The sequence below is a fragment of the Lysobacter sp. HA35 genome (assembly GCF_054061195.1).
Map to the genome: position 1 here is coordinate 1,102,758 of NZ_JBSSDY010000001.1, position 21,348 is coordinate 1,124,105.

The following is a 21,348-nucleotide window of genomic DNA, read 5'->3' on the forward strand; positions in this document are numbered from 1 at the left end:
CCCGACCATGACGATCAACCGACTGCTGCCGGGCAGCCTCGCCCTCGCCATCGCCCTGCTCCTCACCGCCTGCGGTCCGCAGAAGACCGAGGAAGGCAAGGCCGCTGAAACCGAAACGCCGATTTCCGAGCATTCGTCCGCGGGCCTTCCGGACGGCGATATCGCCGCCGGCGAGAAGGTCGCGAACACCAAGCAGGCCGGCACCGGCCAGGCGTGCATCGAGTGCCACGGCAAGGACGGCGCCGCGCCGATCGACGCGAGCTACCCATACCTCGCCGGCCAGTACGCGGATTACATCGCGAACGCGCTGGAGATGTACCGCGACGGCCGTCGCCAGAACACCCTGATGGCCGCGCAGGCGAAGGAACTCAAGGATCAGGACATCGCCAACCTCGCCGCGTACTTCGCATCGCGCGATCGCAAGGTTTACGACCTGCACGAGCACGAAGGGAAGTAAGCCGCAACGATCGACCAAGCCGACGGCCCGCTGATGCGGGCCGTTTGCGTTTTGGCGTCGCGTGGTTGGGTCGACCTGCATACAGACCCAAGTCGCACTGATGACGCTTGGTCTATCGCGTTGCAAGTCGCGCGCTTTCGTCGACGTTACGCGGTTGCGAGACCGACGATCGCAGCTATCGTAAGTGCGATCGCCAAGCCGGCGAACGCACGACGCGCACTGCGAAGCACGACTACTCGATCGTCGGCGCGACGGCGCGACAGCGCGAGTCATGGGCGCACACGCGCGACGAATCTCAAGCGACGACGCGCAACGGCGCCAAGCGACCAACGCGGGTCGTGCGCAATGTCTGCGGCGCGCGTACCGACGCATCAACGCGCACTACGTCCCCGCGAATCGCCGCGATCTAACCGCCGTCGTTCTTCGCCGTACCCGGCGGAACGCCAGACTTCGGCGGCGCGAACAATCCGGGCAGCGGAGGCGGTGGCGGCGCCTTGCCGTCCTTGTCCCAGGTCGCGCCATTGTTTTCCTGCAGCGCGGGCTTGAACGGCACGTCCGGCGGCGGACGCGCGACCGCGGGCTGCTCGTTGAGGTTCGGATCGGAGATGTCGCACCCGCCACCGAACTGCAGGATCGAAATGATGCAGACGATGCGCTTGTTGGTGCCCGGAATCGGGATGCCGACTTGCTTCACGCCCTTGTCGACCCAGTCCTCGAGCAGCGTCGCGTTCGGCCGCCACACGCGATCCCAGCGCGTCGGCTCGTACGGCGACGGCTTGCGTTTGAGCCACGTGCCCGCGCGATCGAGATCCTTGATCTCCGCGGTGATCATGCCCGGCGGATGTCCCGCGGACGCCGAGCCAGGCCCTTCCGCGAGGCGCGGCCGGCCATCGCCGTCGTAAAGGCTGTTGCCGGGACGATTGCGATTGGAATCGCCCCAGTCGTCGCCGCGCTTCTGCGTCACCCATGAACCGGGTGTCGGAGTCGCTTTCGGACCGGTGCCGACGCCTGCGCTCGGGCTCGAACTCGTCGGTCCCGCCGCTGCTGCACCGGGCGCGCTGGATGTGGCAGCCGATGCACTCGAACTCGCTGCCGTGCCAGGCGTGGCCGCGGTCTGCGTTCCGGTGGTCGACTGCGCAGCGCTCGGCGCGGTCGTCGTCGAGGCAGCGTTGCTCGGTGCGGTCGACTTCGACGGGATATCGCGCGCCTGCACATCGACCGACTGCGCCGCCGCGCGCGGCACTTCGACGGCCGGCGTGACCGTCGTGCTCACCGATGGCAGGCGCACGGCTTCGGGAATGTCGCGCGTCACGACCGTCGGCGTCGCGGCGCGTACCGGTTCCACGTCGACACGCGGCGTCGGCACGTTGAGTTCGGGCGCACGCGCGAGTTCGGGAATCGGCACGACGCGCACTTCGGGCACCTGCGCCGGCTGCGTTTCGACTGCATGCGTCGGCAGCGATGTCGGCGGCAACGTAAACGTCGGCGGCTCCTGCGACACCACCTTCGACGTTTCGACCGGCTGCGGTGGAGTGGCGGCGGGCGATGTCGGTGTCGTATCGGCCGGCGCGTTCGCCGTGCTCGACGGCGCTGCCGGCGCGGGCGCGGGCGCGGGCGCGGCGGATGCCGCGGACGACGCAGCGCCTGAAGCCGCACGCGAAGGCGATGCCTCAGCCTGCGACGCAGCAGGCGACGGCGCGGGCCCACCGCCCTCCTCCGCCGGCGTGCCCTGGCCGATGTATTCGACCTGCACCACCTCGTCCGGCTCCGGCACAGGCGGCTCGATCCGCAGCGCCGTGATGACGAGCAAAAGCACGATCAGCAGGATGTGCCAGACGAAGTCGACGCCGCCCGCGATCCAGCGCCAACTGCGTTCGTCCTTCGACGCCGGCTGCCAGTTCTGACGCCACAACGTACTGAAGGCCTGCCAGCGATTGAGTGCGATCGCGCGCGCAGGTGGGGATGCGAGTTCGCGCGCGGCTAGCACCGCGACGATCGAATCGACCGGCGCGCCGCTCACGTTTCCCGGCTTCTGCGCCCACCGATCCAGCCAAGCGTTCCAGCTGACGCGCGCAGCCGCGCGCAACCGGCTCGACGGCCCGGCGCGCGAGTTGAGTGCTTCGATGATGTCGGCGGCGGTCGTCACTGCCGGCGCGCGAAGGTCAGGCGGCCGTGTCGCGCGGGATGTACGGTGCGTCGCCGGTCGCGTGGTCCGTGGCGTCGCGCACCGCGGTCACGCCGGGCACCTTCTCCATCAGCGTGCGTTCGATGCCCTGCTTCAACGTGACGTCAGCCATTCCGCAACCATGGCAGCCGCCGCCGAAGCGCAGGTAGACGGCGCCGTCTGCATCGATCGATTCGAGCGCCACGTGGCCGCGATGCGACGCGAGCTGCGGATTCACTTCGTTGTCGATGACGTAGCGCACGCGCTCGACGAGTCCAGCACCCTCGCCCGGCGCCTGGCCCTTGATCTTCGGTGCGCGGATCTGCAACTGGCCACCGGTCGCCTTGGTTTCGTAGTCGATCGTTGCGCCTTCGAGGAACGGAACGCTCGCCGCGTCGAGCCACAGTGTGAAACCGTTGCAGTCGACCGCCCACTCGTCGCCGTGCAGGTCCGCCGGCTCGGTGAACTCCAGGCGCACGTCCGCGCGCGGCGTGCCCGCATCCGATGCCGACAGCCGCACGCCGAGGCCGGGAATGGCTTCGCGTTCGATCAGGCGACGGAAATGGGTCTGCGCGGATTCGGAAATATCGATCATCCCGCTATTCTAGACACGCTTCCTGCCGCTTCTTCGCGCCGCTTTCACGACTCGACCGGTGGCAGACGGTCCCGATTCAGTCATTCTTCGCTGCAACGCGCGATGCGCGACGAACCCGACAGGAGTCCGCCATGCCTTCGAATCTCGCCCAGCAACGCTGCACGCCCCGACGCGGCGCCGAACATCGCATCGACGCGGCACGCGCGGCGGAGTTCCTCCGCGACCTGCCTGATTGGACCGTGGTCGAGGACGGCCAGGCCATCACGCGTACGTTCCGCTTCCCCGACTATTACCGGACGCTGGCTTTCGTCAACGCGCTGGCTTACATCGCCCATGAGCAGGATCACCATCCCGACCTCGGCGTGCATTACGACCGCTGCGTCGTCCGCTATTCGACGCACGACGTCGGCGGCCTGTCCGACAACGACTTCATCTGCGCCGCCAAGGCTGATGCGCTGGTCGGCTGACGTGCGCGTCGCGGCGCTGGGTTTCGTCGTAGCGACACTGACCGCGTGCAGCCAAGGGGCAGCCCCACCGACCGCACCGGTCGGCCAGAGCGCGCCGCCGTCTGCAGTGAGCACGCCGCCGCCGGGTTATCCCGAAGCGCTGGCCTGTGCGGGCGTCGGCGGAACCGTGCAGATGCGCGTGCTGATTGGTACGGATGGTCATATCAGCCAGACCGAAGTGGTCACCGGCAGCGGCAATCGCGATCTCGACGCGGCGGCGCAGGCCGCGGCGCGCACTTGGACGTTCAATCCAGCGCTGCAGGCCGGCAAGCCCGTCGCCCAGTGGATCGCGGTGCCGATGACCTTCCACGTGCCGACCGAACGCCCAGAAGCCTGCGACGCGCAGGAACAGGCGGCCGCCGAGGCACTGCAGAAGAAGTAATCCGGGCGAACGCGCTCAGCGCAGGCGGTCGAGCACGTCGACCAGCTCGGGCGCCAGCGGCGCGTTGAGCAGGTACGGCGCGCGGCCGGCATCGAGCGCGAACTGCAGCGTCGATGCGTGCAGGAACATCCGCTTCAGGCCGATCTGTTCGCGCAGCCGCTTGTTGACGTCCTCGTCGCCGTACTTGTCGTCCCCCGCGACGGGATGACCGATGTGCGCGGAATGCACGCGGATCTGATGCGTGCGGCCCGTCTCGATGCGGACCTCGCAATACGAATGCCCGCCACGGCGCTCGAGCACGCGGAAGTGGCTCAGCGACGCCTTGCCGATCGCATTGACCTGCACGTGCCGCTCGCCGCCCTGGCGCAGGCCGATGTGCAGCGGCGCATCGACCGACATCGTGCCGTCCGGCATGCGGCCGACCAGCAGAGCGAGGTAGCGCTTGGCGATGCCGCCTTCCTCGCGCATCAGCGCCTGCAGCTCGGTGAGCGCCGAGCGCTTCTTGGCGACGACGAGCAGCCCGGAGGTGTCGCGATCGAGACGATGGACCAGTTCCAGCGTCTGTCCCGGGCGCAGTGCGCGAAGCGTCTCGATCGCGCCATGGCTGATCCCGCTGCCGCCGTGGCTGGCAACGCCGGACGGCTTGTTCAACGCGAGCAGGCGCGCATCTTCGTAGACGATCGCGGCGTCGAGCGCGGCCATGAGGCCCTTCGCGGGCGGTGCGGTCTCGCCCGGCTCGGCGACACGGACCGGCGGAATCCGCACCTCGTCCCCCGCCTCGAGCTTGCGGTCCGCCTTGGCGCGGCCGCCGTTGACCCGCACCTGGCCGGAGCGCACCAGCTTGTAGACGAGCGAACGCGGCGCGCCCTTCAGCTGCCCCAGCAGGAAGTTGTCGAGGCGCTGGCCGTCACGGTCCTCGGGGACGCGGACGGTCTTCGCGCCGGGCGTGGCCGGCTGGGTCATGAACACGTTATCTGTTAAACTCGCGTCGCGAGATAAGGTTTTGATTTCGCTGGAAGATGTGTCGCTTACCCCCGCCTGGACGGCGGGTGCGGCCCGGGCCGAAAGCCCTCTTCCGCGATGCGGCGCGCGCCTGACCACGACCCGCGGGGTCGGCCATGTTAGCAGCGCGCGCTGGCAACACCCGCCCTCGCCCGACGGTTCGCCGTCGCGCAATGACATCCGACCCGTGCGACGCCGAAGGAAAACCCTGACGCGGCCGCCGGCCCACGTTTCACAACAAGTTTCACGAACAAGCGCTCCCGCGGCCCGCCGTGGTGTGCAGCGCTGGAAGTCAGGCCCACCCGCGCATCGCGCGACGGGCCCGTACCCAGACGGACGCCACGGCGCCGTCGCGCGGATGCGCGCGAGGACGCCAACCAATGAAGCGAATGCTCATCAACGCGACGCAGGCGGAAGAACTGCGCGTGGCGATCGTCGACGGCCAGTCGTTGTACGACATCGACATCGAACAGCCGTCGAAGGAACAGAAGAAGTCCAACATCTACAAGGGCCGCATTACCCGGCTCGAGCCGTCGCTCGAAGCGGCCTTCGTCGAATACGGCGCCGAGCGCCACGGTTTCCTTCCACTGAAGGAAATCTCCCGCGATTACTTCCAGGCAGGCGTCGACCCGAACAAGGCCGGCCTGAAGGAACTCCTCAAGGAGGGCCAGGAAGTCGTCGTGCAGGTCGACAAGGAAGAACGCGGCAACAAGGGCGCCGCGCTGACGACGTTCATCTCGCTCGCCGGCCGCTACATGGTCCTGATGCCGAACTCGCCCACCGCGGGCGGTGTGTCGCGTCGCATCGAAGGTGACGACCGCGCCGAGCTGAAGAAGGCGATGGACGCGCTGACGATCCCGGACGACATGGGGGTCATCATCCGCACCGCCGGTGTCGGTCGCGATGCCGAAGAGCTGCAGTGGGACCTCGACTACCTGCTGCAGATCTGGCGCGCCGTCTGCGAGGCTGCACTCGCCAAGCCCGCGCCGTTCCTGATCTACCAGGAATCGCGCCTGATCATCCGCGCGCTGCGCGACTACATGCGCCCGGACATCGGCGAAGTGCTGGTCGACACGCCGGAGATGTATGCCGAAGCGCGCGAGTTCGTGCAGCAGGTGATGCCGCACAACGTCCGCAAGCTCAAGCACTACACGGACGATGTTCCGCTCTTCAATCGCTACCAGATCGAGTCGCAGATCGAGAACGCGTACGAGCGCACGGTGAAGCTGCCGTCCGGTGGCGCACTGGTCATCGATCAGACCGAAGCGCTGACCGCGATCGACGTGAACTCGGCGCGCGCCACCAAGGGCGGCGACATCGAAGAGACCGCGTTCAACACGAATCTGGAAGCGGCTGAGGAAGTCGCGCGCCAGATGCGCCTGCGCGACCTCGGCGGCCTGGTGGTGATCGACTTCATCGACATGTCGTCGACCAAGCATCAGCGCGAAGTCGAGAACCGGCTGTCGAGCGCGCTGCGCCACGACCGCGCGCGCGTGCAGATCGGCCGCATCTCGCGCTTCGGCCTGCTTGAAATGAGCCGCCAGCGCCTGCGTCCGTCGCTGGGCGAATCCAGCCAGATCGTCTGCCCGCGTTGCGAAGGCCACGGCCGCATGCGCAGCGTCGAATCGCTCTCGCTGTCGGTTCTGCGCCTCGCCGAAGAACACGCGATGAAGGACAACACCGGCCAGGTGCTGGTGCAGGCGCCGACCGAGATCGCGAACTACCTGCTCAACGAGAAGCGCCGCGCGCTGGCCGAGATCGAATCGCGCCATGAAGCGCCGATCGTGATCATCGCCGACGACCAGCTGGAGACGCCGCACTTCGAAGTGACGCGCATCCGCGAGAACGAGATGGGCGAAGAGACGAGCAAGCCGAGCTACCAGCGCGGCACGCCGCGCAAGGTCGCAACGCATGCATTGACCAAGGCGCACCTCAACATCCCGCCGCCGCCGGCCGTGACCAACGTCAAGCCCGCGACCCCGGCGCCGCTGCGCGAGCCGCGAGAAGCGGTCGTCGCCGCTGCACCAGTTGCCGCGCCCGCGCCGACGCCGGCTCCGACACATTCGGTCGGTCTGGTCGAACGCATCTTCCGCTTCTTCCGTGGGCAGACGCCGACCGCACCGCCGCCGGCGCCCGCGCCGTCGCAGCGCGAAGGTCGTGGTGACCAGGGACGTCGCGATCGCAACGATCGCAGTGGCCGCCGCAACGAAGCGCGTCGCGACGAGCGCCCGAGCGGCCGCCCGCAGGGCCAGCCGCAGAACGGCAAGGGCGCGCAGCCGCAGCAGAACAAGCCGCAGCAGCAGGGCAAGAACCGTCCACAGCAGAACGGCGAGAAGCAGCAAAACGCCGACAAGGCGCAACAGCCGAAGCAGCAGACCCAGCAGCAACCGCAGCAGCAGAACCAGCCGCAGCAGCAGAACCACAACCGGCCGCCGCGTGGTGAGCCGCGTGACGTCACGGCTGTCGAAGCACCCGTCGTCGCGCGCGAGCCGAAGCCGCAGCGCCCGCAGCCGCAGGCCGACGTGGCTCCAAAGCCCGTCGTCGCTGTGCCGGTGGGTGCCGCCGAGTCGCTGCCGACCAATGAACTGACTGCCGCACCCGCGCCGGTCGAGACGATGGACGCAGCCGCCGTCGCGGTCGAACAGATCGACGGCGGCGATGCAGCGAAGGCCGAGGGCGCACGTCGTCGTCGCGGCCGTCGCGGTGGCCGTCGTCGTCGTCGTGGCGGCGCCGAAGGCAACGAGTCGATGGACGCGCTGGACGCTGCGGATGCGCAGGACAGCGAAGACGGTTTCGACGACGAGCCTGGCGAGGCGTCGACGGAGGTCGCATCGGGCGATGGTCGTCCGCAACCCGAGTTCGAGTTCGACGACATCCCCGCTACGCCGCGTCCGGCTGCCAAGCCGCGTGAGTCGTTTGCGCAGGTCGCCGCGCAGACCGCCGCGCCTGTCACCGCGATCGCTATGGCGCAGGACGTCGTTTCGACGGCCGGCGCTGAAGCTCCGCAGCATGCAACCGAAACGGTAGTGGCGACTTCGCCGGCGGCCGTTGCAGCACGCGAGGAATCGCATGCGGGTATCGGCGCTTCTGCATCGACTGGTTCGGGCGCCAATGCGTCAGAGCGATCGGCGGAGACGTCGGATGTGCCGCCCGTAGCGCGCCAGACGGTGTCGAGCGACGTCACGCTGCAAGCGGAGCCCAAGGGTCTGGCGGAAAAGTCGGAAGTGGCTTCCGACGCGCCGACGCGCAACGACGTCGCGGCGAAGTCGGCGGAACCTGCGGCTCGTTCCGAGCCGACGGGTTACGCCTCGGTACCGACGGCGTCTGCGCACGAGGCACCGCGCGCGCCTGCGCCCGAAGCCGTGTCGGCATCGGTACAGGACGTCCAGACGTCTCGAGACGTGGCGCCGGTTTCGTCCAACGCGATCGAGACCTCTGCAATGCCGGTTCACACCAGTGTCGCCGAGACGGGCGGTACGAACGCGGTCGGTACGTCCGCTAGCACGTCGTTTGCGTCCATGAATGCTCCCACGGCAACGCCCTCTGCGCCCGTCGCGCTCGAGCCGGGTGCGGAATCGATTGATGAGTCGGGTGATACCGTCGAGACGTCGTTCCTCGCCAACGCGACGTCGACCAACGAGACGGTCGTCGACAGCGGTGCATCGGAGGACGTCGAGCACGGCGCCGCCGGCGTGTTGAACTCGCGCGATGCCGCGAGCGTCAATGCACTGCCGGGTGGTATCGGTTCGGCGCCGTCGCAGGGTGACCTGCTCGGCAACGGAGACTCGCGCGACAGTTGACGTCGCGCACCGGCTTACGGTGCATCGTCATGGAAAGGGCCGCGAAAGCGGCCCTTTTTATTTACACATCGTTGTCCGCGCTCGTTGTCCGCTGACAGAAGGATCGACCACAGAGCGAATCAACGGGCGCGCAGCCTCAGCATGATCGCGACGAAGCAGCCTGCGACAAGGAACGCGAACCGAGAGCGCGCGAAACCGCGCACTCCGAGCGCACATGCCGAAAGCGGCGTGGTCGCGATTGCAGCCGAGCACCGTTCTCACGGTTCAGCAGCTCAGCAGCTCAACCTCTCGACGGCAATCGCAACAACAACCCGCCTACTGCACCACCGTCGACGGATCCGCCAACCCGTACTGCGCAACGAGCCGCGCAAGCCCGACCGTGTCGCTGATCGACAGCCCGAGCTTCTCGAACATGCGGCTCTTGTGCGTGTTGACCGTCTTCGGGCTCAGGCTGAGCCGACGCGCGATCTCCTGCTGTGGCAGGCCCTGCACGAGTAGCAACGCGATCTCGACTTCGCGCGGCGAGCAGTCGTCAAATGGCGACGAGCCGCCGCCGATGCCCGCAAGCGCGAGATTCTGCGCAACCGACGGCGCGAGGTATTTGCGACCGCGCGCCACGTCGCGGATCGCGCGCAGCAGTTCATTCGCATCGCCGGCCTTGCCCACGTAACCCGACGCGCCCGCTTCGATCATGCGTTTCGGCAGCGGGCCGTCCTCCATGACCGACACCGCGATGACGCGTGCGCCGTAATCGCCACGCACGATGCGCTCGGTCACTTCCAGCCCGCTGAGCCCCGGCAGATGCACGTCGCAGAGCACGACGTCGGGCTTGAGCTGGCGGATCTGCGGCAGCGCCTGGTCGCCGCTATCGGCTTCGCCGACGACTTCGATATCGGTCTGCGACGACAGGATCATGCGCATTCCGGTGCGCACGATCGCGTGGTCGTCGATGATGAAAACTCGGATGGACATCCTTTCCCCCGGTAGATTTGAAATTTCCCCGGGAAAAAGGCTACTGGTGAGCGGTTGCCGACGCAACCAGCCGTCGATCAGTCGAGCTTGAGGTCGGCGTCGCCCGAGAAGGTTTCGATCGAAACTTCCGCATCGCCGCCGCCATAACGCTGGCGGAAATTCGAGCCGGGGCCGTGCTCGGGCCGTTCGATGGTCGCGCCCGGTGCGCGCAGCGTGCCGCTGAAGCTTTCGCCGCGTACCTCTGCGGAAACCGACTTCGGCAGCCGCAGGCGCACGTCGCCGCTTACCGTTTCGAGCTTCATGCGTGCATGCGGCGCGAGTGCGGTGCGGATGTCGACGTCGCCGCTGACGCTGGTGCCTTCGAAGCGTTCGACCTGCGTGTCGACCACGTCGACATCGATTCCGCCCGACACCGATTCCACGCCGACGCCGCGCCCCAGGCGACCGCTCAGCTTGATGCTGCCACTGACGCTTTGAACATCCACGTCCGCGCGGTTGATGGTGAGGTCGACATCGCCACTGACGCTGTTGACGTCGACGCGATCCGCCGCTGCAGCAACGGTCGTATTGCCGCTGACGTTGTCGATGCTCAGCTTGGACGGTGCCACGCCCCAAGCGGTGACGTTGGCCGACACCGCGGAGATGTCGAGGTCGGCGCGCACCGGCACGGTGACCTTCAATGTCGTGGGCTCAGCGCTACGTCCGCCCATCAGACGACCGAAGCCGTGGCTCTCCGGATACTTCACCGAGATACGCAGCGAATCGCCGTCGCCTTCGATCTCGAGCTTCTCGACGCCAGCGCCGAGCGTGCCTTCGATCTTCACTTCCGGACGGTCCCAGGCGCGCACGTCGATGCTGCCCTTCACGTTCTCGATCTCGACGCGACCGCGGGCATCCAGTGCTCGAGTCTGGTTGATGGGCGTGCCGGCGTAGGCCGGAACGACGGCGAGCGCGAGCGCGGTGGCAAGCGCGAGTGAGCTGATGTGCATGGCGGCCTTCATGGTGTCTCCGGTCAGCCCACGACCGCGCGCTGCGAGAGCGAGAGGCGGAGCGCATAGGTGCGACGCAGCTGGTCGAGCAGCAGTCGCGAATCGGGGTCGCGCTCGAGGGCGCTGCGGATCTGGCGGGCACTGCGGTCGAGCTCGCCGATCGCCGGCGCAAGTTCGGTGGACGACGCGGTCGCGTTCGGCATCGAACGCAGCGCGCGGTCGTATTCCTTCGTCAGCTTCTGCGCTTCGCGGTGCACGGGTTCGACGGTCGGCGGCGAGAGGCGCTGCACCAGCGTGCCGGCGCCAATCGCGAGCAACACGGTTGCAGCCATCGCAAAATAAGGCGTACGTCGCGTCGCACGCGGCGCAGGTGTCGACAGACGCGCCGAGATGTCGGGCCAGAGATCGGTCGCCGGTGCGATGTCGCGACGTTGCGCGCGCAACTGCCAGCGCAGTGCATCGGGCAGCGCGCGATCTTCGTCGAGCGGGATGCGATCGTTGTCGTCGTGGTTCATGCCGTTTCTCCCAACCGTTCGCGCAGAAGACTGCGCGCGCGATGTAATTGCGCTTTGGAACTGCCGACCGCCATGCCGAGTTCTTCGGCGATTTCCTCGTGGCGCCAGCCTTCGATGTCGTAGAGGACGAGCACCGCCCTCGCCCGCGGCGGCAAGCTCGCCACCGCTTTCTCAAGGTCCATTCGCAGCGCGGTGCCGCTACCCGCCGAGTCCTGCAGGCCGACGAACTCCAATCCGTCTTCGTCGCCCTGGTCGTGTCCGCGAACGCGGCGGCTGCGCATCTCCATCAACGTGGTGTTGACCGCGAGCCGGTGCAGCCACGTGCTGAAGGAGGCGTCGAAACGGAAGTCGTGCATGGCCTGCCACGCGCGGACGAAGGTTTCCTGCGTCAGGTCCTCGGCGCGCGTACCCTGCCCGCCCACGAGGCGGCAGATGACGCCGTGCACGCGGCCCGCGTGGCGGCGGTAGAGCGATTCGAATGCCGCGGTGCTCCCCGACGTGGCCGACGCGATGAGCGCGCGCTCCTCGTCCACGGGGGATATGGCGGCGTTCGGGGGCGTGTCGAGCACGGCGGTGAGCATACCCTTCGGATGCGGCGGGACGGCTCGGGGTTTAAATGCCCACCGTCACGGTGTTTCGATCCGCCGGGTGCCAGCTTGGCCCACGGCGCATTACCCCGCGCCCCGTGTTCCAGCTTGGAGCCCACGGCATGCGCCTCGAACCCGACAGCCCGGGCCTGCTGTCCGCCCTGCTGGAAAGCATGGCCGACTACGCAGTCGTCCTGATCGACCCCGACGGGATCGTGCGCCTGTGGAGCGTCGGCGCCGAGCGCCAGTTCCAGTACACGACCGACGAGATGCTGGGCCAGCCGGTCGTGCGCCTGTTCACCGAGGTCGAACGCGATGCCGGCGCGCTCGACGCGACCGTGCACGCAGCTCTGCAGGAGGGCCGAGCCTGGGACATCCGCTGCATGGTGCGTCGCGACGGCACGCACTTCTGGGCCGAATGCCTGGTTTCGCCTTTGCGCGACAGCAGCGGCCGACTCATCGGCTTCCTCAAGGTTGCGCGCGACGCGACGGCGCGCAAGCGAGACGAGGAAAAGATGATGCTCATGGCGCGGATGGATCCGCTAACCGGGCTTGCGAACCGCACCGCGCTCGACGAGAGACTGGTCGCCGCCGCGCAATCGGCTGCGCGTTCGCGACGCATGATGGTCGTGCACATGATCGACCTCGACCATTTCAAGGTCGTCAACGATCGATACGGGCATGCTATGGGCGACGAGTTGCTGCGTCGCGTCGCCAAGCGCATCACGCGCGTCGTTCGCGCGACGGATTTTGCCGCGCGACTCGGTGGCGACGAGTTCGTGTTGCTGCAGACCGAGGTCGACGACCCGACGATTGGCGGACGCGTCGCCGCGCAGATCGTCGACGCGCTCGCGAAGCCGTTCCGGATCGACCGCGCGATATTGCACATTGGCGCAAGCATCGGCATCAGCGTGTTTCCGCGTGACTCGGTCGACACCAAGCAGTTGCTGCGGATGGCCGACGTCGCGCTCTACAAGGTCAAGTCCGACGGGCGCGGCGGCTATCACTACTTCACTGAGGACATGGACCGTATCGCGCACCGGCTCGGTACTGATCGAGCGATGCTGCGCGAGGCGCTGGACTGCAAGGCATTCGTCCTGCACTACCAGCCACAGATCGACACCCGCGACGGTCGCGTCGTCGGCATGGAAGCGCTGTTGCGCTGCGAACATCCGGCGCTTGCCGGCTATCCGGTGCAGGACCTGATCGCGCTTGCGGAAAGCTCCGGGTTGATCCGCGACCTCGGCGTCTGGTGCCTGGGCGAGGCGTGCAGGCAGGCGCGTGCCTGGCGCGAGGCCGGCATTCCGCCGCTGCGGATGTGCGTCAATTTCTGCGCGGGCGAACTCAACGACCCGCACCTGCTCGAGCGCGTGGCGGAAGTGTTGGAAACCACGGGGCTGACATCGGGCGACGTCGAGATCGAGATCACCGAGCAGCAACTCGTCGACTACAGCCGGCCCGGTTTCACCGTGCTCGACGACCTGCGTGCGATGGGTGCGTCGCTGGCGATCGACGACTTCGGCACGGGCTATTCGTCGCTCGGCTATCTCGCGAAGCTGCCGGTGGATCGCATCAAACTCGACCGTTCGTTCGTCGAGCGCGTGCCTGACGACCCGCTGAGCTGCACGGTCGCGCAGGCAGTGGTCAACCTCGCGCATACGCTGGATCTCGGCATCGTGGCCGAGGGCGTGGAGACCGAAGCGCAGTCGCGCTTCCTAGAAGACACGCATTGCGAGGCGCAACAAGGCTTCTTCTTCAGTCGGCCGCTGGATCCGAAGACGATGACGAACTGGCTGTTGCGGCGATGCGAGACGAACGCGGCGGTGATCGCACGCGAGGCGTTGCGGCACTGAGGCGGCACTACGATGCAGTGGTCGGGGCGCGTCTGCGTCGTGCAAACAAAAAGGCTTCCTTCCGGAAGCCTTTCGTATTTGGCGGAGAGAGTGGGATTCGAACCCACGGAAGGTTTAACCCTTCGGCGGTTTTCAAGACCGCTGCCTTAAACCACTCGGCCACCTCTCCGATGTGCAGACGCCGGCGTTCGGCGCCGGCGTCGTGACTCGCTGATTCCGTCGCGACGCCGCGCGGAATTGTGCCACGGCGTCAGGCTGTCGCGGTTTCCTTGCGACGCGCAGCCGCAGCACTTTCCTGCTCGGTGCACGGGCGGCCGTGGATTTCCGAGCACTGCAGCCGCGCGGATTCCACCATCGCGGGCGCGCGATCGGCGAGGAAGTCGATGAACACGCGCACGGCCGGCAACATGCCGCGCCGCGACGCGAACACCGCATGGAAGATGCCCTGCGGCAGGCGCCATTCGGGCAGCACGACTTCGAGCTCGCCACTGCGCACGGCTTCGGCGCAGATCGTTTCCGGCAGCAGCGTGATGCCGATGCCCTGCTTCGCGAGCTGCATCAACATCGGGAAATCGAAGCCCATGATGCGCGGCTTGAGTTCCATGCGGCGCACTTCGCCGTTCGGGCCGTGCAGCTCCCAGCGCTGGCGCGCTTCGTCCTCGCTCATCGACATCGTGACGTGGTCGGTGAGCTCGTCCGGTGTCTTCGGGCGGCCCATGCGCTTGAGGTACTGCGGGCTGGCGACGAGCAACTCCTGGATCTGGCCGAAGCTGCGCATCACCAGGCTGCCGTCGTCGTCGAGCTTGGTGCGCACGCGCAGCGCGACGTCGAAGCCTTCGTTGATGACGTCCACGCGGCGGTTGCTGATGTGCATCTGCACGCGCACCTGCGGGTATAGCGCAAGGAATTCGGGAAGCAGCTTGGGCATGTGCTGCTGCGCGATCCCGACCGGCACGCTCACGCGGATGACGCCGCGCGGTTCGGCGCTCAGGCGATCGACGACTTCGCGCGCAGCCTTGGCTTCTTCCAGCATCGACTGCGCGTGGCGATACACGCTCTGGCCGACGTCGGTGACCGCGAAGCGGCGGGTCGAGCGCTGCAGAAGGCGCACGCCGAGGTCGGTTTCAAGCTGGCTGATGCGTCGGCTCAGGCGCGACTTCGGGATGCCGAGCGCGCGTTCCGCCGAGGCGAAACCCGAGTGCTCGACGACAGCCGCGAAGTAGTACAGGTCGTTCAGATCGTTCATGACGACAGTTCCATGACCGCAACGGTACGTGACATTAGACCACCTTAATTCTATTGGCGCAACAACCTACGTTGTTTCCAACACGGCGACGCCGTCGATAGGACAACGCAAATGAAGCTTCTTCACCTCGATTCCAGCGCTCTCGGCGCCAATTCCGTCAGCCGCGAACTCACGGCCGCCATCGTCCGCCAGCAGCAGCGGCTCGATCACAAGGTCGAGGTCGTCCGTCGTGATCTCGATGCCGACGCCCTGCCCCATCTCTCGGCCTCGACGTTCGCCAGCGCCGTTGCCGCCGCGCAGTCGGCAGCCGTGCTCGACGAGTTCCTCGCGGCGGACACCGTCGTGATCGGTGCGCCCATGTACAACTTCTCGATCCCGTCGACGCTCAAGGCGTGGATCGACCGCATCAGCGTCGCGGGCAAGACGTTCCGCTACGGGCCCACCGGCCCGGAAGGCTTGGTTCGCGGGAAGACCGTGATCGTCGCGATCGCATCCGGCGGTTCGCATGCGGGCCAGCCGACCGATTTCGTCGAGCCCTATCTGCGCCAGCTGTTCGGGTTCCTCGGCGTGCGCGACATCCGTTTCGTCCGCGCGGACGGTATTGCGCTTTCGCCGGAACACCGTCGTGCGGCGATCGATGCCGCCGTTGCTTCGCTTGACGTCGAGCTGGCTCGAGCAGCGTAAGGCTCTCAAACGAAACGGGCCCGCCGCATTACGCGACGGGCCCTCGATGTCGCGAAGCAACCGATCAGCGCAGGACGTCGATTCCGCCCATGTACGGGCGCAGCGCGTCCGGCACGACGATGCTGCCGTCGGCCTGCTGGTAGTTCTCCATCACCGCGATCATCGCGCGGCCGACGGCGACGCCCGAGCCGTTGAGCGTGTGCACCGATTCCGGCTTGCCGGTTGCGGGATTGCGCCAACGCGCCTGCATGCGCCGCGCCTGGAACGCATCGCAGTTCGAGCACGACGAGATCTCGCGATACGTGTTCTGCGACGGCAGCCAGACCTCCAGGTCGTACGTCTTCGACGCGGAAAAGCCCATGTCGCCGGTGCAAAGCAGCATGCGGCGGTACGGCAGGCCGAGGCGCTCGAGTACCACTTCCGCCGCGCGCGTCATGCGCTCGTGCTCGACTTCGCTTTCGGACGGACGCGAGATCGAAACCAACTCCACCTTTTCGAACTGGTGCTGGCGGATCATGCCGCGCGTGTCGCGACCGTGGCTGCCTGCTTCGGCGCGGAAGCACATCGAATGCGCGGTCATGCGCATCGGCAGCTGCGCGTCCTCGATGATCTCGTCGCGCACGATGTTGGTCAGCGGCACTTCCGATGTCGGGATCAGATAGCGCTTCGATTCGCCGACCGCCGTAGTGAACAGGTCGTCCTCGAACTTGGGCAACTGCCCGGTGCCGCGCATGGAATCGGCGTTGACGATGACCGGCACGTTGACTTCGAGATAGCCGTGCTCGCCCGTGTGCAGGTCGAGCATGAATTGCGCGAGCGCGCGATGCAGTCGCGCCAGGCCGCCGCGAAGCACGGTGAAACGTGCGCCCGAAAGCTTCGCCGCAGTGTCACCGTCGAGCCAGCCGTTGCGCGCGCCGAGCTCGACGTGGTCGAGCACCGTAAAGTCGAACGTGCGCGGCGTGCCCCAGCGGGCCTGTTCGACGTTCGCGCTTTCGTCGCCGCCCAGCGGCACGGTCTCGTGCGGCAGGTTCGGGATGCCGAGCGCCAGCGATTCCATGTCCTCGCGAATCGCTTCGAGGCGAGCCTCGCTGGACTTCAGCTCGTCGGCGATGCCGGCGACTTCCGCCATCAGCGGTGCGACGTCCTCGCCCTTCGCCTTGGCCTGGCCGATCGCCTTGCTGCGCGTATTGCGCAGGTTCTGCAGCTCCTGCGTGCGGGTCTGGATCTGCTTGCGCTCGGACTCCAGCGCTTCGAACGCGGACGCATCGAGCGCATAACCACGCGTGGCGGCGAGGCGTTCGGCGACTTCGGCGGGGCGCTGGCGCAGCAGGACCTGATCGAGCATGGGAGCGTTCGTCGAGCGTGGAAAGACGGCATTATCACCGCACCGCGCGGCCGGTGCGCTTCTTCCCGGCGCGTTAACGGCCCTGTGCCAGCATGCCCACGATGGATACGACACGCATGGCGACTTCCCCCGCGCCGTCTGGTGAACGCCCTGGACGTCCGCCCTTCCGCTTCAACCGCAAGCTCGCGCTGTGGATCGCGCTGGCGTTCGTCGCCGGTTTGATCCTGTTCGCACTGGCGATCCGGCATTCGAACCGAACGGATTTCTATCGCGCAGGCGAGGTGCCGCCGTCCACCGCCGAACCGGACTACACGCCGCTGCCGGCACCGCAGGCGGGCGACAGTGGATCGGGCATCGGGTCGCTGGAGCCGCCTCCGCCGCCGGTGGCCTCCGAAGCGCCGGTCGCGCGACCGGTCCCGGCACCTGCGCCGATCGAGCGACCCGCGCCCGAACCACGCCCCGCCGCGGTCGCCGACCGCAAGGCGCGCCCGATCCCCGGCCAGACGCCCGCACCGGATTACCCGATGCGCGCACTACGCGACGGCGAAACCGGCACGGTGCTGGTGCTGGTGCACATCGGCCCGGACGGCGTGCCGACCGCGACGGAACTCGCGCAGTCGAGCGGCTCACGCGAACTGGATCGCGCCGCGCTGCAGGGCGTTCGCCGCTGGCGCTTCGAGCCGGCGATCGGCGACGGCCACCCGACCGTGGGCGACGTCGTAGTGCCGATCGACTTCAAGCTGTCGGACTGACCGGTTCGATCCGCAGGCCGGCATTGCCGGCCAGTTCGACGAAGCCGGGAAACGACGTCGCGACGTTGGCGACGTCGCGGATCCGAACCTCGCCGCTTGCGCGCTGTGCGAGTACCGCCAGGCTCATCGCGATGCGGTGATCGCCGAGGCTGTCGACGTCGCCGCCGTGCGGCTTTCCGCCCTCGATGTTCGCGCCGTCGGGTCGCTCGTCGACAGCGATTCCCAGTGTGCGCAGACCCGCAGACATCGCGGCGAGGCGGTCGGACTCCTTGACGCGCAGTTCGGCCGCGCCGGTCACAGTCGTGCGGCCTTCGGCGCATGCGGCGGCTGCGAATAGTGCGGGGAACTCGTCGATCATGTCCGGCACGAGAGCAGTCGGGACGTCGATGCCGTGCAGCGTTGCCGAACGCACGCGCAGGTCGGCGACCGGTTCACCGCCCTGCTCGCGGGGTGATTCGACAGTGATGTCGGCGCCCATGAGCCGCAGAGCCTCGAGAAGCCCCGTGCGTCGCGGGTTCATGCCGACGGCTTCGATCAGCAGGTCGGAGCCCGGGACGATGGTCGCGGCAACGAGAAAGAATGCTGCCGACGAGAAATCCGCAGGCACGTCGACGTCGATCGCCCGCAGCGTCTGGCGGCCAGTGAGCGTGGCTTCGCCCGGCGCGAATTCGATGTCGGCGCCGAATGCGCGGAGCATGCGCTCGGTGTAGTCGCGGGTCGGGTGCGGTTCGACAACGCGCGTTTGCCCATCGGCGTACAGGCCGGCGAGCAGCACGGCCGACTTCACCTGCGCACTGGCAACCGGCGACGCGTAGTCGATCCCGCGAAGCGCAGAGCCGCCATGGATGCGCAGCGGCGGCAGGCCGTCAGCCGTGTCGATGCGCGCACCCATCTGCGACAACGGATCCGTGACTCGACGCATCGGTCGCTTCGACAGCGACTCGTCCCCGACCAGCACGCTGTCGAACTGCTGCCCGGCGAGCAACCCGGCGAGCAGGCGCATGCCGGTGCCTGCGTTGCCGCAGTCCAGCAGTGCGTTCGTCCCGCGCAAGCCATGCAGCCCGACACCGTGCACGATGCGCTCGCTCGGCGCCGGCGATTCGATCTGCACGCCGAGCTGTGCGAACACGCGCGCCGTCGCACGCGTGTCCTCGCCTTCGAGGAAGCCGGTGATGCGACTCGTGCCGTCGGCGATCGCAGCGAACATTACCGCGCGATGCGAAATCGATTTGTCGCCCGGCACGCGTATGCGGCCGCGTAGCGGCGCGCCAGACGATGCGAGCCAATCGAGACTCACGACAGCACCTCGTCCAGCGCTTGCAGCAGGCGACGGTTCTCGTCGGTGGTGCCGACGGTGATGCGGCTGTATGCCGGCAGGCCGTAGCCACGCATTGGTCGCAGAACCACGCCACGTTCGAGAAGCGCAGCTTCCACAGCTGCGGTGCGCTCGCCGAGGTGCACGAGGACGAAGTTGGTCTGCGACGGAAGCACGCGAATGCCACGCGCCTGCAATGCAGCGGAAAGCAAAGCTCGCTCGCCCGAATTGCGACTACGCGACCACTCGAGATGCTCGCGGTCGCCCAACGCCGCCTCGCACGCCGCCAGGGCAAGCGAATTGACGTTGAAGCTCTCGCGCACGCGTTCCATCACGGCCACGAGGCCTTCCGCTGCAATCGCGTAGCCACATCGAAGCCCCGCAAGCGCATACGCCTTGCTGAAGGTACGCGTGACGACGACATTGCGGCGGTCCTTCGCGATCGACAGCGCGCTCGCGTAGTCCGGTGTGTCGGCCATTTCCGCGTACGCCTCGTCGACGACGACGATGACATGCGGCGGTACGGCGTCGAGAAAGCGCGCAAGCGTCGCGCGGTCGAGCCAAGTTCCTGTCGGATTGTTGGGGTTCGCGATGTAGAGCAGCTTCGTCGAAGGCGTGATCGCGCCGAGCAGTGCGTCGACATCATGGCCGAGCGGCATCGCAGCATCGTCCGCCAGCGCGGGTGCGACGCGTGCATTCGCAACGGATGCGCGCGTCGCCAGCGCGAACACCGCGAAGCCGTATTGCGGGTAGACGACGTCATCGGCCGCGCCAGCGAATACTTGTGCGAACTGCATCAGCAATTCGTGCGAGCCGTTGCCCAGCAGGATGCGCGATGCGTCAACGCCGTGCAGCTCTGCAAGCGCCGCCTTCAACGACGCGCCACGCGGATCGGGATAGCGATGCATCAGATGCAACGCATCGAGCACCGCTGCACGGGCAAGCGGCGACGGTCCGTAAGGATTCTCGTTCGATCCCAATTCCACAAGCCATGTCGTGCGCGCACGCATGCCCACCACGTCGTGCCCCGGGTCGTACGCCTTCAAGCTCTGGATGCCCGCGGTGCTGCGCGACGCGAACCAGGCTTCGTTGTACGCCGGCGTCATCCGATCGCCACCGGGTACGAACCGAGTACGCGAACCTCCTGCGCGAACTCGCCAAGGCCCGACAGCGCCTGGGTCATCGCGGGCTGGTCGACGTGCCCGTCGATATCGATGAAGAACGCGTACTGCCACGGCTGCGCATGACCGGGACGCGATTCGATGCGCGTCATGCTCAGCCCGTTGCGCGCGAACGGTTCAAGCACGCTGTAGAGCGCACCCGGCTGATCCTTGATGAAGACCAGAAGCGACGTGCGGTCGTTGCCCGACGGTGTGAACAGCTCGCGTCCGAGTACGAGGAAGCGCGTGGTGTTGTCGGCGCGGTCCTCGATCGGCCCCTGCACCACCTTCAGGCCATACACCGACGCCGCGCTGATCCCTGCGATCGCCGCTGCGTCGTCCGCGTTGCGCGCGCGACGCGCGGCATCCGCATTGCTCGACGCCGGAATCATTTCCACGCCCGGCAGGTGCGAACGCAGCCACGCGCGGCACTGCGCGAACGACTGCGGATGCGAGTAGACGCGCTCGATGTCCTCGATACGCCCGGTGCGCGACAGCAGGTGCTGATGCACGCGCAGTTCGACTTCACCGCAGATGCGCACGTCGGACGACAGGAACATGTCCAGCGTCGACTGGATCGTGCCCTGCGTGGAGTTCTCGACGGGCACAACACCGAAGTCAGCATTGCCAGCCGCGACCTCCTGGAACACTTCCTCGATGCTGCCGAGCGGCAGCGCACGTACGGAATGCCCGAAGTGTTTCAGCGCCGCCTGCTGCGAGTGCGTACCTTCCGGGCCGAGGTACCCGACTTTCAACGGCTCCTGCTGCGCGAGGCAGGCCGACATGATTTCGCGGAACACGCGCACGAGCACCGCGTTATCGAGCGGGCCTTTATTGCGGTCGACGACGCGGCGCAGCACCTGCGACTCGCGTTCGGGACGGTAGTAGTCGACTGCACGCGCGAGCTCGCCTTTCGCGCGACCCACTTGCGCGGCGAACTGCGCACGCTCGCTGATCAGCGACTGGATGTCACGGTCGATTCCGTCGATGCGTTCGCGCAGTCGCGCCAGTTCTTCCGGTGATC

Annotated in this window: 18 protein-coding genes, 1 tRNA gene and 1 pseudogene; 7 read left to right on the top strand and 13 right to left on the bottom strand. The window is 67.3% G+C overall.

The window, feature by feature from the left end:
* Positions 1-7: 7 nt before the first annotated feature.
* A complete protein-coding gene (locus ACVWZN_RS05420) occupies positions 8-457 on the top strand; it encodes a c-type cytochrome (RefSeq protein ID WP_456952931.1) in 450 nt (149 codons plus the stop codon).
* 406 nt (positions 458-863) lie between these two features.
* Here the strand turns inward: ACVWZN_RS05420 and ACVWZN_RS05425 are convergent, their stop codons facing one another.
* Positions 864-2,603, bottom strand: coding sequence for a hypothetical protein (locus tag ACVWZN_RS05425; RefSeq protein WP_456952932.1), 1,740 nt, complete (start codon positions 2,601-2,603; stop codon positions 864-866).
* 16 nt (positions 2,604-2,619) lie between these two features.
* Positions 2,620-3,216: an NfuA family Fe-S biogenesis protein gene (locus ACVWZN_RS05430; RefSeq protein ID WP_456952933.1), complete on the bottom strand. Its 597-nt coding sequence runs from the start codon at positions 3,214-3,216 to the stop codon at positions 2,620-2,622.
* Between the two features lie 131 nt (positions 3,217-3,347).
* On the opposite strand from ACVWZN_RS05430, the gene ACVWZN_RS05435 reads away from it, so the two are divergent.
* Together ACVWZN_RS05435 and ACVWZN_RS05440 are read left to right on the top strand one after the other, a co-directional pair.
* On the top strand, positions 3,348-3,683 hold the full coding sequence (locus ACVWZN_RS05435; RefSeq protein WP_456952934.1) for a 4a-hydroxytetrahydrobiopterin dehydratase: 336 nt from the start codon (positions 3,348-3,350) through the stop codon (positions 3,681-3,683).
* Positions 3,667-4,104, top strand: a complete 438-nt coding sequence (locus ACVWZN_RS05440; RefSeq protein WP_456952935.1) for an energy transducer TonB — start codon at positions 3,667-3,669, stop codon at positions 4,102-4,104. Before ACVWZN_RS05435 ends, ACVWZN_RS05440 begins: the two co-directional genes overlap by 17 nt.
* Positions 4,105-4,119: 15 nt before the next feature.
* Here the strand turns inward: ACVWZN_RS05440 and ACVWZN_RS05445 are convergent, their stop codons facing one another.
* Entirely contained in the window at positions 4,120-5,067 is a 948-nt protein-coding gene (locus ACVWZN_RS05445) for an RluA family pseudouridine synthase (RefSeq protein WP_456952936.1), read from the bottom strand.
* A gap of 419 nt (positions 5,068-5,486) precedes the next feature.
* Here ACVWZN_RS05445 and ACVWZN_RS05450 point away from each other — a divergent pair, with 419 nt between their 5' ends.
* Positions 5,487-8,906, top strand: coding sequence for an Rne/Rng family ribonuclease (locus ACVWZN_RS05450; protein WP_456952937.1), 3,420 nt, complete (start codon positions 5,487-5,489; stop codon positions 8,904-8,906).
* Positions 8,907-9,221: 315 nt separating this feature from the next.
* Here ACVWZN_RS05450 and ACVWZN_RS05455 read toward each other — a convergent pair whose 3' ends face one another.
* From ACVWZN_RS05455 to ACVWZN_RS05470, 4 genes are all read right to left on the bottom strand, one after another.
* Entirely contained in the window at positions 9,222-9,878 is a 657-nt protein-coding gene (locus ACVWZN_RS05455; protein WP_027082154.1) for a response regulator transcription factor, read from the bottom strand.
* Between the two features lie 77 nt (positions 9,879-9,955).
* A complete protein-coding gene (locus tag ACVWZN_RS05460) occupies positions 9,956-10,879 on the bottom strand; it encodes a DUF4097 family beta strand repeat-containing protein (RefSeq protein WP_456952938.1) in 924 nt (307 codons plus the stop codon).
* Between the two features lie 11 nt (positions 10,880-10,890).
* A complete protein-coding gene (locus tag ACVWZN_RS05465; RefSeq protein WP_456952939.1) occupies positions 10,891-11,382 on the bottom strand; it encodes a hypothetical protein in 492 nt (163 codons plus the stop codon).
* Positions 11,379-11,963 carry a sigma-70 family RNA polymerase sigma factor gene (locus ACVWZN_RS05470; protein WP_027082152.1) on the bottom strand — a complete coding sequence of 195 codons (585 nt, stop codon included), beginning with the start codon at positions 11,961-11,963 and terminating at the stop codon, positions 11,379-11,381. Before ACVWZN_RS05470 ends, ACVWZN_RS05465 begins: the two co-directional genes overlap by 4 nt.
* Before the next feature lie 128 nt (positions 11,964-12,091).
* Between ACVWZN_RS05470 and ACVWZN_RS05475 the strand changes: the two genes are divergently transcribed.
* Positions 12,092-13,822, top strand: coding sequence for a putative bifunctional diguanylate cyclase/phosphodiesterase (locus tag ACVWZN_RS05475; protein ID WP_456952940.1), 1,731 nt, complete (start codon positions 12,092-12,094; stop codon positions 13,820-13,822).
* A gap of 79 nt (positions 13,823-13,901) precedes the next feature.
* Here the strand turns inward: ACVWZN_RS05475 and ACVWZN_RS05480 are convergent.
* Positions 13,902-13,991 (bottom strand) — tRNA-Ser (locus ACVWZN_RS05480).
* Between the two features lie 81 nt (positions 13,992-14,072).
* Positions 14,073-15,068, bottom strand: coding sequence for a LysR substrate-binding domain-containing protein (locus ACVWZN_RS05485; protein WP_456952941.1), 996 nt, complete (start codon positions 15,066-15,068; stop codon positions 14,073-14,075).
* Between the two features lie 111 nt (positions 15,069-15,179).
* Here ACVWZN_RS05485 and ACVWZN_RS05490 point away from each other — a divergent pair, with 111 nt between their 5' ends.
* Positions 15,180-15,752, top strand: coding sequence for an FMN-dependent NADH-azoreductase (locus tag ACVWZN_RS05490; protein ID WP_456952942.1), 573 nt, complete (start codon positions 15,180-15,182; stop codon positions 15,750-15,752).
* Positions 15,753-15,816: 64 nt separating this feature from the next.
* Here the strand turns inward: ACVWZN_RS05490 and serS are convergent, their stop codons facing one another.
* Complete coding sequence (gene serS / locus ACVWZN_RS05495; protein ID WP_456952943.1) at positions 15,817-17,097, bottom strand: serine--tRNA ligase; 1,281 nt, start codon at positions 17,095-17,097, stop codon at positions 15,817-15,819.
* Between the two features lie 116 nt (positions 17,098-17,213).
* Between serS and ACVWZN_RS05500 the strand changes: the two genes are divergently transcribed.
* Positions 17,214-17,849, top strand: a complete 636-nt coding sequence (locus ACVWZN_RS05500; RefSeq protein ID WP_456952944.1) for a TonB family protein — start codon at positions 17,214-17,216, stop codon at positions 17,847-17,849.
* Here the strand turns inward: ACVWZN_RS05500 and aroA are convergent.
* The 3 genes and pseudogenes from aroA to pheA all read right to left on the bottom strand — a co-directional run.
* Positions 17,833-19,146 carry a 3-phosphoshikimate 1-carboxyvinyltransferase gene (gene aroA, locus ACVWZN_RS05505; RefSeq protein ID WP_456952945.1) on the bottom strand — a complete coding sequence of 438 codons (1,314 nt, stop codon included), beginning with the start codon at positions 19,144-19,146 and terminating at the stop codon, positions 17,833-17,835. The genes ACVWZN_RS05500 and aroA overlap by 17 nt on opposite strands.
* The gene (hisC, locus tag ACVWZN_RS05510; protein ID WP_456952946.1) at positions 19,143-20,270 is read right to left on the bottom strand and encodes a histidinol-phosphate transaminase; all 1,128 of its coding nucleotides are present in this window, start codon (positions 20,268-20,270) and stop codon (positions 19,143-19,145) included. Before hisC ends, aroA begins: the two co-directional genes overlap by 4 nt.
* Positions 20,267-21,334, bottom strand: a pseudogene (pheA, locus tag ACVWZN_RS05515) (prephenate dehydratase); the annotation flags it as partial. The gene hisC and the pseudogene pheA, both read right to left, overlap by 4 nt.
* Between the last annotated feature and the right edge of the window lie 14 nt (positions 21,335-21,348).